The sequence below is a fragment of the uncultured Pseudokineococcus sp. genome (assembly GCF_947495735.1).
In the GTDB taxonomy this organism is placed as follows: Bacteria; Actinomycetota; Actinomycetes; order Actinomycetales; family Quadrisphaeraceae; genus Pseudokineococcus.
Window position 1 is genome coordinate 40,634 of record NZ_CANMAA010000002.1, and the last position, 15,076, is coordinate 55,709.

The window sequence follows — 15,076 nt, forward strand, 5'->3', positions numbered from 1 at the left end:
TCACGGCCTCCCGGGCCCGGTGGGCCGCTCGGTGTCGCCCGGCCGCGCGGTGTCGCCGGGGCGGTCGGTGTCGTCGGGTCGCTCGGTGTCGTCGGGTCGCTCGGTGTCGTCGGGCAGCGGCATGCCCGTCAGGTCCACCGCTGCGTGGACGTTCGCGGTCATCGCGCTCTGCAGGTCCGAGGTGGCCTGCTTGAGGGCGTGGCGGCGGGGCACGCCCGCCCGCGCCCGCAGCTCCAGCGGCTCGCCGAAGACGACGTGCACGGGCTGCCGCGGCCGCGGCAGGTCCGAGCCGGACCGGCCCGCCCCCCGGGTGCCGAGCAGCGCGACGGGCACGACGGGGGCGCCGGTCTGCAGGGCCAGCCAGGTCACGCCGGACTGCATCGCCCGCACGTCGCCGCGCCCCCGGGTGCCCTCGGGGAAGACGCCGACGGCACCGCCGCGGCGCAGCACGGCGACGGCCGTCACGAGCGCCCCGCGGTCGCCGGTGCGGTCCACCGGGATCTGCCCGCAGCCGCGCAGGACGGCGCCCAGCGGCCCGGTGAACATCTCCTGCTTCACGAGGAAGTGGGTCCCCCGGGGGGACATGCCCATGAGGAGCGGTCCGTCGAGGAAGCCGAGGTGGTTGCTCGCGAGCAGCACGGGCCCGTCGGCGGGGACGTTGCCCAGGCCGTGCCGGGTCACGCTCCACAGCGTCCGGGACAGCACCCAGCCGACCGGCTTCCCCCACTTGGGGCCGAACGTCCCGGGCACCTCCCGCTGGGAGGACGTCGGCCGCCGGGCCGGAGCGGGGGCGCCGCTCATCGAGCTCCCGCCCGGGCGGCCCGCTCGACGACCCGCTCGGGCGCCAGGCCCGCCGGCACGGCCCCGGGGACGGCGCGGGCGACCAGGGCCAGCACGGCCTCGACCGTCTCCTCCAGGGTGAGCTCGGAGGAGTCGACGGTCACGACGCCGTCCGCGGCCACGGAGAACTCCGAGACCGTGGAGTCGTCCCGGTCGCGGCGCAGGACCTCGTCGCGGGTGCGCTCGCGCGCCGCGTCGTCGTCGGAGCCGTGGACGTCCCGGGCCCGGCGGCGCAGGCGCGCCTCCTCGTCGGCGACGAGGAGCACGCGCACGTCGGCGTCGGGGACGACGACGGTCGTGGTGTCGCGCCCCTCCGCGACGACGCCCCGCTCCTGCCGGGCCCGGTCCACGACCTCGCGCTGGCGGCGGCGCAGCTCGGCCCGGACGTCGAGGTTGGTCGCGACGGCGCTGACGGCGGACGACACGCGGCTCGCGCGCAGGTCGTCGGTGACGAGCCGGCCCTCGACGTGCACGCTCGGGTCCGCGGGGTCGGTGCCGAGCTGCAGGTCGAGCTGGCGGGCGGCCTCGGCGACGGCGACGCGGTCGTCCAGGTCGACGTCGTGCTCGAGGCACCACCAGCAGACGGCGCGGTAGGTGGCCCCGGTGTCGAGGTAGGCGGTGCCGAGGCGGGCCGCGACGGCGCGGCTGACGCTCGACTTGCCCGAGCCCGACGGTCCGTCCACGGCCACCACGACGGGGACGACCGCGGCGGGGTCGACGGCGGCTGGGCGAGGAGCGGGCATGCGGGTCCTGACGTCGGCGCGGGCGGGGGGACCGGCCCGCCCGCGCTCGGGCGCGCAGCGGCTCTGGTCCCCCTCAGGGTAGTGGCTGGCCGCGGGCCGCCCTCCCGTCACCCGGCGACGCGCCAGCCCCGGCGCGGCAGCTCGGCCTCCAGGCGCGGCCGACCGGCCGGCAGGACGGACACCTCGGCCAGGCCGACGAGGCGACCGGGCGCGTGCTCGAGCCGGAAGTCCTCGACGTTGACGCCGATGTCGCCGACGTCGGCGAACAGGCGCGCGAGGCTGCCGGCCTCGTCCGGCACGAGGACGGAGACCACCTCGAACGGCACCGGCGCCGTCCCGTGCTTGCCCGGCACGCGCGCCACCCCGGCGCCGCCCTCGTCGATGGCGCGGGCGACGCGCGCCCGGGCCCCCACCGCGGCCCCGTCGGCGGCGAGCGCGTCGAGCGCTCCCAGGAGGTCGTCGAGGTCGGCGCGCAGGGCGTGGAGCGCCCGCGCGACCGGGAGGGCGTTGGCCCCGAGGATCTGGACCCACAGCGCGGGGTCGCTCGCGGCGATGCGCGTGACGTCGCGCAGCCCCTGCCCGGAGAGGGCGACGGCCTCGTCGCGGGCGTCGAGGAGGCGCGCCGCCACGAGGCTGGCCGCCACCTGCGGGACGTGGGAGACCAGGGCCACGGCCTCGTCGTGGGCGGCGGCGCCCATCATGACCGGCACGCCGCGGCAGTCCGAGACCAGGGCGAGGACCCGCTGCAGCGCCTCCTCGGCCCGGACTCCCCCCTCCTGCCCGCGCCCGTCGGCGTCGTCGACGACCGGGGGCGGCACCAGCACCCAGGGGCGCCCGGTGAACAGGTCCGAGCGCGCGCTGGTGGCCCCCGAGCGCTCGCGCCCGGCCATCGGGTGGCCCCCGACGTAGCGCGCCGCGGCCCCCGCGGCGCCCTCGCGCGCCAGCGCCGCGGCCACGCCGTCGAGCACGGCCCCCTTGACGCTGGCGACGTCGGTGACGACGGCGCCCGGGTGCGCCCGCAGCTGGTCGGCGACGACCTGCGCCGTGACGTCGGGCGGGGCTGCCACGAGGACGAGGGACGGCTCCTCGTCCGGGCCCGCGAGGCGGCCGGCGCCCACGTCGCGGGCGAGCGCGCGCGCCGTCGGCGAGGGGTCGTCCAGGGCGACGTCGACGCCGCACGCGCGCAGCCGCAGCCCCGCGCTCGCCCCGAGCAGCCCGGTGCCGACCACGAGCACGGTCCCCTCGGTGTGCGCCGGGCCCTCGTCGTGCGCCGGCTCCCGGGGGATCACTGGGCGATGTCCCGCCGCAGCGCGACGGTCCCCCGCAGGTAGACGTGGCGCACCTCGGCGCGGGGCGCGTCCAGGTCGGCGTGGGCCATGAGCCGGACCACGCGCGGCATGGCCCCGGGGACGTCGATCTCCGTGCAGCACAGCAGCGGGACGTCGCCGAGGCCCAGCTCGCGGGCCGCCACCGCCGGGAACTCCGAGCGCAGGTCCGGCGTCACCGTGAAGACCACCGAGATCAGGGCCTCGGGACCCATCGGGTTCGCCGCCAGCACCGCGGTCAGGAGCTCGCGCGTCGACGCCAGCAGGTGCTCGCGCTCGTCGACGTCCAGCTGCGTCGCGCCCCGCACCGCCCGCACCGCCACCGCGCACCCCTCTCGTCGCCCGTCCGGGGCGGGGACCCGCACCGTCCGCCGCCCGGGCCCGTGGAGGACCCCGGGCGGCACGGCGAGGCTAGCCAGGCCCCTGCGGTCCCGGCCTCCCCCGACCGCTGGGCGGACGGGGGACGCCGCGGCGACCCGGCCCGGGTCAGAGGCCGACGTCCGCCATGAGCCTGCCCAGCTCGGGGCGGGCCAGGGGGCGAGAGCGCCCCGGGAGCATGTCGCCGAGCACGACCGGGCCGATCCGCGTCCGGACCAGCTGCTCCACGGGGTGGCCGACCTCGGCCAGGAGGCGGCGCACGATGTGGTTGCGCCCCTCGTGCAGGACGAGCTCGACGAGCGCGCGGCCGGGCTGGGAGTCCACGAGCCGGAAGGAGTCGACCTTCACGGGCCCGTCCTCCAGCTCGACGCCCTCGCGCAGCCGGCGCCCGAGCTCGCGCGGGATGGGCCCGGGCACCTGCGCCATGTAGGTCTTGGGGATCTCCCACGAGGGGTGCTGCAGGCGGTTGGCGAGCTCGCCGTCGTTCGTGACGAGGATCAGGCCCTCGGTGTCCACGTCGAGCCGGCCGACGTGGAAGAGGCGCTGCTCCCGCTGCTCGAGCAGGTCGCCGATGCAGGGGCGACCCTCGGGGTCCGACATCGTGGAGACGACGCCGAGCGGCTTGTTCAGCGCCAGGTAGACCTTGGTGTCGTCCAGGACGACGCGCAGCCCGTCGACGTGGATGGCCTGGCGCTCGGGGTCGACCCGCAGCCCGAGCTCGCTCACCACGACGCCGTCGATGCTCACGCGCCCGGCGGCGATCAGGTCCTCGCACGTGCGGCGCGAGCCGACACCCGCCTGGGCGAGCACCTTCTGCAGGCGCACGCCGTCGGCGACGTGGACGTCGGCCGAGGCGCCCGGCGCGGGCCGGGTGCCACCGCTCCGGGCGGCCCAGTCCCGACCGCCGCGCGCGGCACGACCGGTGCCCGCGGGGCCCCGCGACGACGCCCCGCGCGCCGCGACGCCGCGCCCGCTCGTGCCCTGCTGGCCGCGGCCGATGCCCGGCCCGCGGTGGTTGCGGCGCCGCTCCTCGGCGATCTCCTCGGGCGTGCGCTGGCGGTCGGCCGTGCGGCGCGGCGCGGCGTCGCGCTCGCCCCAGCGCTCGTCGCGCCGGTCGCCCCCGCGCCCGCTCCCGCGCCCGTCACGGCCGCCGTCACGGGCCGGGGCACCGCGACCGGGGGCCCCGGTGCGCCCGGCGCCGTCACGGCTCGCGCCGGGCCGTCCGCCCTCGTCACGCCGAGCCCCGGGACGACCGCCGGCGTCGCGGCGGCTGTCCGGCCGCCCGGCGCCGTCACGGCTCGCGCCGGGCCGACCGCCGTCGCGTCCCCCACCGGGGCGTCCGCCGCCGCTCGCCGGCCCGCGGCCACCGGACGCGCCGCGCCCGGTGCCCCCGCCGTCGCCGGGGGCTCCCCGGCCGCCGCCGGAGGCGCTCCTGCCGGCTCCCCCGGACGACGGGCGTCCGCCGCCCGCTCCCCGGGCACCTCCGGGGCGGCCTCCTCGGCCCCCGGCTCCGCGCCCGCGTCCGTCGTCGCTCACAGCAGTCCTTCCGTCAGGTCTTCGAGGTCCGCGCCCTCAGGCAGGAACGGGGCCAGGGGCGGCAGCTCGTCGAGGCTGCGCAGCCCCATCCGCTCGAGGAAGGAGGGCGTCGTGCCGTAGAGCATCGCACCCGTGGCGGGGTCCTTGCCCTGCTCGACCACGAGGCCGCGGGCCACGAGGGTCCGCACGACCCCGTCGACGTCCACCCCGCGGACCGCGGAGACCCGCGCGCGGCTCACCGGCTGCCGGTAGGCGACGATCGCCAGCGTCTCCAGGGCCGCCTGCGTCAGGCGGGCGGTCTGCCCGTCGCGCACGAAGCGGGCGACGACCTCCGCGAGGTCCGCCCGGCTGTACACGCGCCAGCCCGCCCCGGCGCGGCGCAGCTCGAACCCCCTCGCCTGCTCGGCGTACTCGCGCTCGAGCTCGGCGAGCAGCTCCTGCACGCGCTCGACCGGCAGCCGCACGGCCGCCGCGAGCGCGGCCTCCTCCACGGGCTCGTCGACGACCATGAGGACCGCCTCGACCGCCGCCCGCGCCCCGCCGGGCAGCTCCTCGAGGTCGGGCTGCTCGACCTGCTCCTGCTCGCTCACGAGGAGGAATCCTCCCGCGCCCCGTCACCGGCCGGGGCCGCAGCGCCGGCGTCGTCCCCTTCGCCGGCGTCGTCCCGGTCGTCGTCCTCGCCGACGTCCGGGAGGTCGCCGTCCTGCGGCCCGGCCCAGCGCACGGAGAGCTCGCCGAGCGCGTCCGCCTGCTCGAGCGCGACGGCGCCGTCGCGGTAGAGCTCGAGCAGCGCGAGGAAGCGGGCGACGACGACGAGGACGGAGCCGGCGTCCCGCACCAGGTCGCGGAAGCTGGCGCTGCCCTCCCGGCGCAGGCGGCCGGCCACGACGCGGGCCTCGTCGCGCACGCTGACGGGCGAGCCGTGGAGGTGGTCCACCCCCACGCCGGGCGGCTGCGGCCTCGGACGGGACGCCGCGGCGGCCAGCGCGGCCAGCTGCTCCGGCGTGGTCGAGAGCACGAGCTCGGGCAGCAGGCCCGCGAGCGCCGGCTCGAGCGGGGCCGAGCGGGGGACGCTGCCGCCGAAGCGGGCCAGGCGCTCGGCGAGGACGGCCGAGACGTCCTTGTAGGCGCGGTACTGCAGGAGCCGGGCGAAGAGGAGGTCGCGGGCCTCCAGCAGCGCCAGGTCCTCGGCGTCCTCGACGTCGCCGCTGGGCAGCAGGCGCGCGGCCTTGAGGTCGAGCAGCGTGGCGGCCACGACGAGGAACTCGCTCGCCTGGCCGAGGTCCCACTCCTCCCCCGCGCCCGCCGTCCCGGGCTCGCCCGAGCGCGCGCGCAGGTGGGCCACGAACTCGTCCGTGACGGCCGCCAGCGCCACCTCGGTGACGTCGAGGCGGTGCTTGGAGATGAGCTGGAGCAGCAGGTCGAACGGGCCGGTGAAGACCTCGAGGTGCACCTCGAAGGGCGTCCGGTGCCCGCCCGGACGGCGGCGCCCGAGCACGGCACCGTCGGCCGGGGGCGCCACCGCAGGAGGTGCCGGAGCCTCCCCGGCGGTCGGCTCCGCACCCGCGTCCCCGCTCGGGCCGGCGTCCGGGGCTGGGCGTCCGTCAGGAGCTGGGCGCGCGTCCGGGGTCAGGCGGACGTCCCGGCTCAGGCGGCGTCGCCGCGGGCGACGAGCTCGCGGGCGAGCTGGCGGTAGGAGGCCGCCGCCGGGTGGTTGCTCGCGTAGGTGGTGATCGGCTCGGCCGCCACCGTCGCGTCGGGGAACTTCACCGTCCGCGCGACGACGGTGTGGAAGACGTCGTCCCCGAAGGCGTCCACGACCCGGGCGACGACCTCGCGGCTGTGCAGCGTCCGGGAGTCGTACATCGTGGCGAGGATGCCGTCCACCTCCAGCCGCGGGTTGAGGCGGTCCTGGACCTTGTCGATGGTCTCGACGAGCAGGGCCACGCCTCGCAGCGCGAAGTACTCGCACTCGAGCGGGATGACGACCCCGTGCGCCGCCGTCAGCGCGTTGACGGTGAGCAGGCCCAGCGAGGGCTGGCAGTCGATGAGGACGACGTCGTAGTCGTCGAGCACGGGGCGCAGGGCCCGCGCGAGCAGGTTCTCGCGGGCGACCTCGGAGACGAGCTGCACCTCCGCGGCGGACAGGTCGATGTTGGCCGGGATGACGTCCATGCCCTCGACCCGGGTCGGGACGATGGCGGCACGGGTGTCCGCGTGCCGGTCGACGAGCAGCGTGTACACGGTCGTCTCGCGGTCGTGCGCCGAGACGCCGACGCCGGCGCTGAGCGCGCCCTGCGGGTCGAAGTCGACGAGCAGCACCCGGCGGCCCAGCTCGGCCAGCGCCGCACCGAGGTTGATGGTCGTCGTCGTCTTGCCGACGCCGCCCTTCTGGTTGCACAGGGCGATGACGCGGGCCGGTCCGTGGGAGGACAGCGGGGCCGGCACCGGGAAGTCGGGCATCGGCCGGCCGGTGGGGCCCAGCATCGTGCTGGGCACGTCCAGCTCCGTCTGCCCGGGGACCCCGTCGGCGCCCGAGCCCGCGCGGACCTCGGCCGGGGCCGTCCGCGAGCCGGGGGCCGAGGGGGCCCCGGTGGTCGGCGGGGCGCTCGGGTCGGTGCTCACGGCGGTCTCTCCCGTGCTCGGGGCTTCGGCGCGGGCGCGCCCTGCGGCGGCCCGCGCCCGGTGCGGGCGGTGCGGTGGTCGGACGCCCCGGGCAGGTGCGGACCTCGTCCGCGGGGACCGCGGTCGCGTCGGCGCACCTCCTGGGCGCGACGACCCTAGCCGTGCCGCCGAGCGGCCGTCGAGGCGGCGACGGCGGCCCTCGGCAGCGTCCACCGCTCCCCGAGCTCGCGGTCCAGCCAGGCGTCCTGGCGGAAGTCGGTGATGCCGCTGCCGGGGTAGACGGTCAGCTCGCCGAACCGCACGCCCTCGGGCTCGTCGTAGAGGTCGACGCGCGCGTAGTCCCAGCCGGCCCCCAGGCGGGAGGCGGCCTCCAGCACCTCGTCCAGGTGCTCCGGCGGCGGCACGAGGTCCGCCTCGCCGACCGAGTGCAGGTTCACGGCGACCGGCGTCCAGTCCGGCCGGTAGTAGTGCACGCGGTGGTCCTCGAAGCGGTCGTGGTGGGTCTGCACCAGGACGGGCTCGCCGTCGAAGACGTGCACCTTCAGGTCGACGAGGTCCTCACCGGGGGTGCCGAGGCGCTCCTCGGCGACCAGGAGGCGCCGCACGCGCCCGTACGCCCACTCGCCCCGGCGCAGCTCCTCGGCGCCCACGTCGAGCCAGCCCCGCACCACGGGCGCCAGGGCGTCGGGATCCGCGCGGCCCGAGCCGAAGTGGACGATCCCCCCGCTGCGGTGGTTGGGCTTGAGCACCCAGCGCTCGCCGAGGTCGACGCTCGCGAGCTCGGCGAGGTCGGTGCCCGACCACAGGGTGCGAGCCGGCTCCACCCCCGCGGCCGTCGCGACCTCCTTGGAGGCGAGCTTGTCGCAGGCCTCGACCAGCTGGGGGCGCCGGTCCCGCAGGACGCGCCAGTTGAGCTTCTCGCTGAAGGTCCGCGGCAGGCGCACGCGGGGGAAGGAGCCGTACGCGCGCTGGTACAGCAGCGCGCGGCGGGCTTCCACGGGCAGGACGTCGAAGACGCGTCGACGCAGGGGGGCGGGGAGGAGCTTGGACGCGCGCACGGGGGTCTCCGAGGTCGGGGGTGGCAGCGCCGAGCTCTCGACACCGGACGGCGAGTCAACACCCCGTGCGCGGGCGCAGCGCGGCGGAGATCTGGGGGGACGGGTCCTCGTAGGCTCGCGGCGTGACCTCTCCCGGCACCGCTGCGCGCCCCGGCCTCGGCCGCTCGGACGTCGTGTCCCTCGCCGGCCCGGTCGCCGTGGTGGTCGTGCTCAACCTCCTCGGGTGGGGCGTGCTGCTGCTGGCCGTCGTCCCCGCGCAGCTCGACCTCGGCGGGCAGGGCGTCTTCGGCGTGGGGCTCGGCGTCACCGCCTTCCTCCTCGGCGTGCGCCACGCCTTCGACGCCGACCACATCGCCGTCATCGACAACGCCACCCGCAAGCTCGTCGGCGAGGGGCGCCGGGCGCTCGGCGTCGGGTTCTGGTTCTCCCTGGGGCACTCCAGCGTGGTGTTCGCGCTGGCGCTGCTGCTCGCCGTCGGCGTCCGCGCCCTCGCCGGCCCCGTCCAGGACCAGGACTCGGCCCTGCAGCAGACGCTGGGCACCGTCGGCGCGCTCGCAGCGGGCGTCTTCCTGCTGCTGCTGGGCCTGGCGAACGTCGGCTCGCTCGTCGGCATCGCCCGCGTCCTGCGGCGGCTGAGGTCCCACCCGATGGACGCCGACGGCGAGGCAGCGCTCGAGCGGCACCTGGCCTCGCGGGGGCTGGCGGCGCGCGCCCTGGGCGGGCTGACCCGGCGGGTACGCCGTCCCGCGCACATCTACCCGGTGGGCCTGCTCATGGGGCTGGGCTTCGACACGGCCACGCAGGTGGCCCTGCTCGTGCTCGCCGCCGGCTCGGCGGCCGCGGTGCTGCCCTGGTACGCCGTCCTGGTGCTGCCCGTCCTCTTCGCCGCGGGGATGACCCTGTTCGACACCGCCGACGGCGTCCTGATGGCCCGGGCCTACGGGTGGGCGCTGGTGCGCCCCGTCCGCAAGGTCTTCTACAACCTCGCGACGACGGCGCTGTCGGTCGTGGTGGCCCTCGGCGTGGGCGTCGTCGTGCTGGCCGGGCTGGCCGTGGACCGCCTCGGCGTCACGAGCGGACCGCTCGCCGCCCTGGGGACGCTGGACCTCGACGCCGTGGGCTACGTCGTCGTCGGCACGTCGCTGGGGCTGTGGCTGGTCGCCGTGGCGGTCTGGCGGCTCGGGCGCTTCGAGGAGCGCTGGTCCGCCGCCCGCTGACCCGCCGCAGGTCGGCTCCCAGCTCCTGGAGCCGCCCGCAGCACGTCCGCGCGTCGCGGCCGTCGCGACGGGTGGGACGTCTCCTCGAGCGCGAGACCCACGACGTGCAGCACACCCGCGCCGACCCCGCCCGCCGCCACGGCCGCGCCGTCCCCTCACCGGCACCCTCGGACGCAGCACCGACCCCGTCGAACGCCGTGACGACGGCGGGGCACTGGCTCGCCGACACGCTCGACGGCCCGGCGAGGCCCGCCGGGAAGGTGGTCCTCTTCGCCCCACCCGCCGGTGCGCCGTCGACGGAGGCCCCGGCGGCAACCTTCGTCGTCCATCTCTCGGCCGGCACGCCGACCACCACCGTCCGCTCCCCCGAGGGCGTGCCCGTCCTGGCCCGAGTGGTCCTGACCGGCACGGCGCAGGACTCCTACGACTCCCTGGACCTGCTCGCCCGCGACCTGCACACCCGTGCCCCAGGCCATCCCGCCCTGGCCGGGCTGACCGGGATGGCAGCCCTGGCCGGCACCGACACCGACACCGAGCCCCTGGACGACAGGGGTGGCGAAGACGGCGACGGCGGGGTGATCACCGACGCCGACGAGCTCTTCGAGACCCTCTCCGACGCCCTGCCCCCACCCGGCCTGGCCGGACGGGTCGGCGGCTGGCCCGACCCCACCAGCTCCCGCCCCCACCAGGACCTGCTCGAGTCCGACCCGGCCACCGCATCCCCCTCGACGCTGCTGCTCCAGCTCGGACCCGGCACCACCACGACCGGCACCGACGACGTCCACTACTGGCTCACCCCCACCTCACCCACCGGCGACAGGGGCGACAGCAGCAGCGGGCTGGTCGTGCACCACATCACCCAGCACTGAACCCGGGTGGGAGCACCGCTCCGACCGGTGGGCGGCGACGTGGCGCAGCTCCCCGTGCGCCAAGGGGACCGACGTGGCGCCCCGCCCGCCGTCCGGGCCCGGGGGACGGCGGGGGCTCCTGGCGTCGCTCCCGTCGTGCCTGATGGCGCAAGGGGCGCGACCGCATCGCCGTGGACGCCTCAGCGCGCTCGCGGGTGGGCAGCGGCGAACACCTCGCGCAGCGCGTCGGCCGTGACCAGCGTGTAGGCCTGCGTCGTCGTCACCGAGGCGTGCCCGAGCAGCTCCTGGACGACCCGCACGTCGGCGCCGCCCTCGAGCAGGTGGGTGGCGAAGGAGTGCCGCAGGGTGTGCGGGGAGACCGCGCTCGGCAGCTGCGCCCGCTCCCCCGCGGCGTGGAGTACCGCCCAGGCGCTCTGCCGCGAGAACCGCTGCCCGCGCGCACCGAGGAAGAGGGCCGGGCCGCCGCGCCCGCCCGCCGCCAGAGCGGGCCGCCCCCGCACGAGGTAGGCGTCCAGCGCCGCCCGGGCGTAGCGCCCGAGCGGGACGACGCGCTCCTTGTCGCCCTTGCCCCGAAGCCTCAGGAGGCCCTCGGGCGGTGGGCCGTCGGCGTCCGCCGTCCCGTTCTCCCCGAGGACGTCCACGAGGTCGTCGACGTCCAGGGCCACCACCTCGGAGATGCGCGCGCCCGAGCCGTAGAGCAGCTCGAGCAGCGCGCGGTCGCGCAGGGCCGTCGGGCCGTCGCCCACCGCGGCGGCGTCCAGGAGCCGCCCGACCTCGGCGACGCCGATCGCCTTGGGCAGCCGGCGGGGCTCGGCCGGGGGCCGCACCTCGCGCGAGGGGTCCGCGGGCGTGAGCCCCTCCTCGGCGAGGAAGCGGTGCAGCCCGCGGACGGCCACGACCGCCCGCTTGCTGGAGCTGGCCGTCAGGACCGCGCGCCCGTCCCCGCCCGTGCCCAGCGCGACGGCGAAGGCGCTGATGTCGCCGGGCTCGACGGCCTCGGGGCGCCTACGCCCGTGCCCGGCGAGGAAGTCCGCGTACCGGGCGAGGTCGCGGCGGTAGGCGGCGAGGGTGTTGTCGGACAGGCCCCGCTCGACGCGCAGGTGCTGCAGGTAGGTCTCGACGGCGTCGTCGACCGCGCTGGGAGGCCGAGGCGGCACGGCGGGCACGGCGGGCACGGCGGGCACGGCGGGCACGGCGGGCGACGGGTCTGCGCCGTCCGCCGGTGCCTGCACGGCGCCCACGGTACGGCTCGCGCCCGGCGCGCCCCGGGACGCGAGCGGCGAGGTGCGGTCGGGCAGGGCTCTGCGGCTCGCCCGGGTGACGGGCATCCTGTGCCGGTGCCCGAGCCCACCGCCCCGGCCCTCGCGGGGGGCTCCGGCGGTGACCCCGCCGGCGACCTGCGCGTCACGCGCGGCGTGGTGCTGCCGTCCGCGGAGCTGGGCTGGCGGTTCAGCCGGGCCGGTGGGCCCGGCGGGCAGGGCGTGAACACCACGGACTCGGCCGTGGAGCTGCGGTGGTCCCCCGAGCGCTCCCGGGCGCTGTCGGCGCCCCAGCGCGAGCGGGTCCTGGAGCGTCTGGGATCCCGGCTGGTCGACGGAGCCCTGGTGGTCCGGGCCTCCGAGCACCGCGAGCAGCGGCGCAACCGCTCGAGCGCCCGGGAGCGTCTGAGGGCCCTCGTCGCCGAGGGGCTGCGGCCGCCGCCCCCGCCCCGCCGCGAGAAGACGCCGTCCCGGCGCGCGCGGGCACGTCGCACGGACGCCAAGACCGCCCGCGGACGGACGAAGGCGCTGCGCCGCAGGCCCGACGACGGGTGAGGCGCTAGCGGACCTCCGCGTCCCCGTCGTCGTCCCCGCCGCCGCGCCGGTCACCGTCCTGGTCGTCGCCGCCGAGGTAGTCGGCGTAGAGGCGGCCCCGTCCGCCACCGCCGGCCACCCACGCGAACGACTCCTCCGGTGCGTGGAGCTCGGGCGGCGCGGTCTGGTCCGCCGGCACGCCGAGCAGGGCGCGGGTGACCGACTGGGTGCTGTCGAGCAGGTCGTCGAGGGCCCGCTGCAGGTGGGCACCGGTGACCTCGCGCACCGCGCCGGGTGTCTCCTCGAGCGCCTCGAGCACCGCGCGGCGCAGCAGCTCCTTGACGAAGGACGCGGTGACCCCTTCCATCCGCGCGACAGCGCCCGCGAGGTCGCCCTCGGTGAACGACGTCGGGACGCCCGCGGCGTAGAGGTCCAGCAGGCGACGACGCCCCTCGGCGTCGGGGAGGCCGACCTCGACCGCCACGTCCACGCGACCGGGGCGCGCCGCCAGCGCCGGCTCGAGGAGGTCGGCGCGGTTGGTGGTCAGCAGGAAGAGCAGGTCGGCGTCGGCGGCGGCCCCGTCCATCGCGTCGAGCAGCTCGAAGAGCACCGGACCGCTCCCGCCGTGGCTGCGCTCCTCCGCCACGAGGTCGACGTCCTCCAGGACCACCACGGAGGGCGCGAGGTCTCGCGCGAGCGAGGACACCTCGCCGACGAGGCCGAGGGCGCGCCCCGCGAGCAGGAGGACCGTGGCGTCCGGCACGTGCTGGACGACGTACCGGGTCGTGTGGGTCTTCCCCGTCCCGGGCGGCCCGTGCAGCAGGAGGCCCCGCTTGAGGTGCTGACCGGCCTCCCGCAGCGCCGTCCGGTGGCGCGCCACCTCGATGCTGTGCCGCTCGATGCGCCGCAGCACCTCCTCGGGGAGCACGACGTCCTCCCGTCGGGTCGGCGGGAGGTCGGCGAAGCGGAGCTCGGCGCCGCCCATGTCGCCCGGCACCAGCTCGACGACCTGGCCCCGGTAGACGTCGAGCCGCGAGCGCAGCGCCTCCACCTCGTCGAGGACCGCCTGCGCCGCCGCGGTCTCGAGGCCGGCGACCTCGAGCTGCAGCGACGGCGGCTCGTGCGCCTCGGGCCCGCGGACGCGCAGGACCCAGCGGCCCCGGGCGTCGGTGACCAGCAGCAGCGCGCCGCGCCAGCACGCGGTCGTGCGCCCGCCCGGCCCCGAGGGCAGGTCCACCAGGTCGGGTGCCACGAGCCGCAGCGGCGGCAGGTCGTCCCCGTGCAGCATCTGGTGCAGGTCCACGCCGCTGTAGTGCGGTGGCGTCGCGACGCCCTCCACGACCACGTCGCGCCCCGGCTCGACGCGCCAGGCGTCGAGGGCGACCTGGACGTTGACGTGCTGGAAGACGGGCAGCTGGCGGCTGACGACGGACCGGGCCCTGTCCTGCGGCGCCACGTGCGCCCGCAGCCGCTCGGTCACCGGGCTCGTCCTGGCCGCCTGCTGGCGCGCTCCGGCCCAGTCGGCGAGGCGGTCGAACGCCCGCGCGAGGGCCCTGGCCTCCTCCCGCTCCTGCTCGGACAGGCGCCCACCGTCGGACGTGGAGCTCGGGGAGTCGTCCTCGCGCAGGTCGTCAGGCCCGGGCGCAGCGCTGGAGGAGGTCACGGCGTGACGCTAGAGCGGAGGCCGGTGGGGTGTCCCGAGCTTTCCCGCCGTCCACCCGCCCGTGCTCGCGCCGTCGCCTCGCCCCCGGGGCGCTCGCGCGGGCCGCCGCGCGGCCCGGGACCCGCTCGGCCAGGGTGGTCCGGTGCCCCGCGACCGCCAGCCCCGCCGTCCCGAGCCCGGGACCTGGTCCACCGCCAGCGGAGTCGTCGAGCTGGCCCGCAGCGGCAGCGACGAGGACGCCTGGACCGTGTTCGTCAACGGGGTGGCCAGCTCCTCGGTCCACACGGGCGACCCGACCGTCCTGGAGTTCGAGTACCTGCGGTGGATGGCCGACGTCCTCGACGAGCGCGACCCCGCGGGCGCGCCGCTCGACGTCGTCCACCTCGGCGCCGCCGGCTGCGCGCTCGCCCGCTACGTCGACGCCACGCGCCCGGGGTCGCGGCAGATCGCCGTGGAGGTGGACGAGGACCTCGCCCGCCTGGTGCGCGAGTGGTTCGACCTGCCGCGCTCCCCCGCGCTGCGCCTGCAGGTGGGCGACGCCCGCGAGCGGCTGGCGACACGGCGCGACGCGAGCGCCGACTCGGTCGTCCGCGACGTCTTCGCGAAGGACGTCACCCCGCGGCACGTCCGCACGACCGAGTTCGTGCGCGACGCGGCGCGCGTGCTGAGGTCCGACGGCACGTACCTGGCCAACGTCGCCGACCGTCCGCCGCTGGCGAAGCTGCGCCGCGAGATCGCCACGACGGCAGGGGTCTTCGAGCACGTCGGCCTGCTCGCCGAGACGGGCCTGCTGCGCGGGCGGCGCTACGCGAACGCGGTCGTCGTCGCCTCCCCGGCGCCCCTGCCCGCCGACCGGCTGGTGCGCCGCGCGGCCCGCGCGCCCGTCCCCACGCGCTGGGTGGACGGCGACGCGCTCGTCGACCTCGTCGCCGGCGCCCGGCCGGAGCACGACCCGGCACCCGCGGACGACGAGGCACCCGCCGGGGCCTGACCCGCGCCAGCGGCGCACCTCGGCGGCTGCTCGCCGTC

General features: G+C 77.8%; 15 protein-coding genes. 4 read left to right on the forward strand and 11 right to left on the reverse strand.

The window, feature by feature from the left end:
* The 9 genes from Q0848_RS03115 to Q0848_RS03155 all read right to left on the reverse strand — a co-directional run bounded on the left by Q0848_RS03115 (position 1) and on the right by Q0848_RS03155 (position 8,505).
* Positions 1-801 carry a 1-acyl-sn-glycerol-3-phosphate acyltransferase gene (locus Q0848_RS03115; protein ID WP_299034649.1) on the reverse strand — a complete coding sequence of 267 codons (801 nt, stop codon included), beginning with the start codon at positions 799-801 and terminating at the stop codon, positions 1-3.
* On the reverse strand, positions 798-1,583 hold the full coding sequence (gene cmk, locus Q0848_RS03120; RefSeq protein WP_299034651.1) for a (d)CMP kinase: 786 nt from the start codon (positions 1,581-1,583) through the stop codon (positions 798-800). The genes Q0848_RS03115 and cmk overlap by 4 nt, the downstream gene beginning before the upstream one ends.
* Before the next feature lie 107 nt (positions 1,584-1,690).
* A complete protein-coding gene (locus Q0848_RS03125) occupies positions 1,691-2,872 on the reverse strand; it encodes a prephenate dehydrogenase (RefSeq protein WP_299034654.1) in 1,182 nt (393 codons plus the stop codon).
* A complete protein-coding gene (gene aroH, locus Q0848_RS03130) occupies positions 2,869-3,231 on the reverse strand; it encodes a chorismate mutase (RefSeq protein ID WP_299034656.1) in 363 nt (120 codons plus the stop codon). The genes Q0848_RS03125 and aroH overlap by 4 nt, the downstream gene beginning before the upstream one ends.
* 163 nt (positions 3,232-3,394) lie before the next feature.
* Positions 3,395-4,822, reverse strand: a complete 1,428-nt coding sequence (locus Q0848_RS03135) for a pseudouridine synthase (RefSeq protein ID WP_299034659.1) — start codon at positions 4,820-4,822, stop codon at positions 3,395-3,397.
* Positions 4,819-5,412 (reverse strand): SMC-Scp complex subunit ScpB, encoded by a 594-nt coding sequence (gene scpB / locus Q0848_RS03140; RefSeq protein WP_299034662.1) that lies wholly within the window; start codon positions 5,410-5,412, stop codon positions 4,819-4,821. The genes Q0848_RS03135 and scpB overlap by 4 nt, the downstream gene beginning before the upstream one ends.
* The gene (locus tag Q0848_RS03145) at positions 5,409-6,320 is read right to left on the reverse strand and encodes a ScpA family protein (protein WP_366146400.1); all 912 of its coding nucleotides are present in this window, start codon (positions 6,318-6,320) and stop codon (positions 5,409-5,411) included. Before Q0848_RS03145 ends, scpB begins: the two co-directional genes overlap by 4 nt.
* Before the next feature lie 149 nt (positions 6,321-6,469).
* A complete protein-coding gene (locus Q0848_RS03150; RefSeq protein WP_366146401.1) occupies positions 6,470-7,309 on the reverse strand; it encodes an AAA family ATPase in 840 nt (279 codons plus the stop codon).
* Between the two features lie 293 nt (positions 7,310-7,602).
* Complete coding sequence (locus Q0848_RS03155; RefSeq protein ID WP_299034671.1) at positions 7,603-8,505, reverse strand: ATP-grasp fold amidoligase family protein; 903 nt, start codon at positions 8,503-8,505, stop codon at positions 7,603-7,605.
* Between the two features lie 122 nt (positions 8,506-8,627).
* Here Q0848_RS03155 and Q0848_RS03160 point away from each other — a divergent pair, with 122 nt between their 5' ends.
* On the forward strand, positions 8,628-9,722 hold the full coding sequence (locus Q0848_RS03160; protein WP_299034674.1) for a HoxN/HupN/NixA family nickel/cobalt transporter: 1,095 nt from the start codon (positions 8,628-8,630) through the stop codon (positions 9,720-9,722).
* Between the two features lie 71 nt (positions 9,723-9,793).
* On the forward strand, positions 9,794-10,591 hold the full coding sequence (locus Q0848_RS03165) for a hypothetical protein (protein WP_299034676.1): 798 nt from the start codon (positions 9,794-9,796) through the stop codon (positions 10,589-10,591).
* A 179-nt stretch (positions 10,592-10,770) separates the two neighbouring features.
* Here Q0848_RS03165 and Q0848_RS03170 read toward each other — a convergent pair whose 3' ends face one another.
* Positions 10,771-11,748, reverse strand: coding sequence for a site-specific tyrosine recombinase XerD (locus Q0848_RS03170; protein ID WP_366146402.1), 978 nt, complete (start codon positions 11,746-11,748; stop codon positions 10,771-10,773).
* A 180-nt stretch (positions 11,749-11,928) separates the two neighbouring features.
* Between Q0848_RS03170 and arfB the strand changes: the two genes are divergently transcribed.
* Positions 11,929-12,405: an alternative ribosome rescue aminoacyl-tRNA hydrolase ArfB gene (gene arfB / locus Q0848_RS03175; RefSeq protein ID WP_299034682.1), complete on the forward strand. Its 477-nt coding sequence runs from the start codon at positions 11,929-11,931 to the stop codon at positions 12,403-12,405.
* A gap of 4 nt (positions 12,406-12,409) precedes the next feature.
* On the opposite strand, the gene Q0848_RS03180 is transcribed toward arfB, so the two are convergent.
* Complete coding sequence (locus Q0848_RS03180; protein WP_299034684.1) at positions 12,410-14,047, reverse strand: ATP-binding protein; 1,638 nt, start codon at positions 14,045-14,047, stop codon at positions 12,410-12,412.
* A 142-nt stretch (positions 14,048-14,189) separates the two neighbouring features.
* Here Q0848_RS03180 and Q0848_RS03185 point away from each other — a divergent pair, with 142 nt between their 5' ends.
* Positions 14,190-15,038, forward strand: a complete 849-nt coding sequence (locus Q0848_RS03185) for a spermidine synthase (protein ID WP_299034687.1) — start codon at positions 14,190-14,192, stop codon at positions 15,036-15,038.
* Positions 15,039-15,076: the final 38 nt, after the last annotated feature.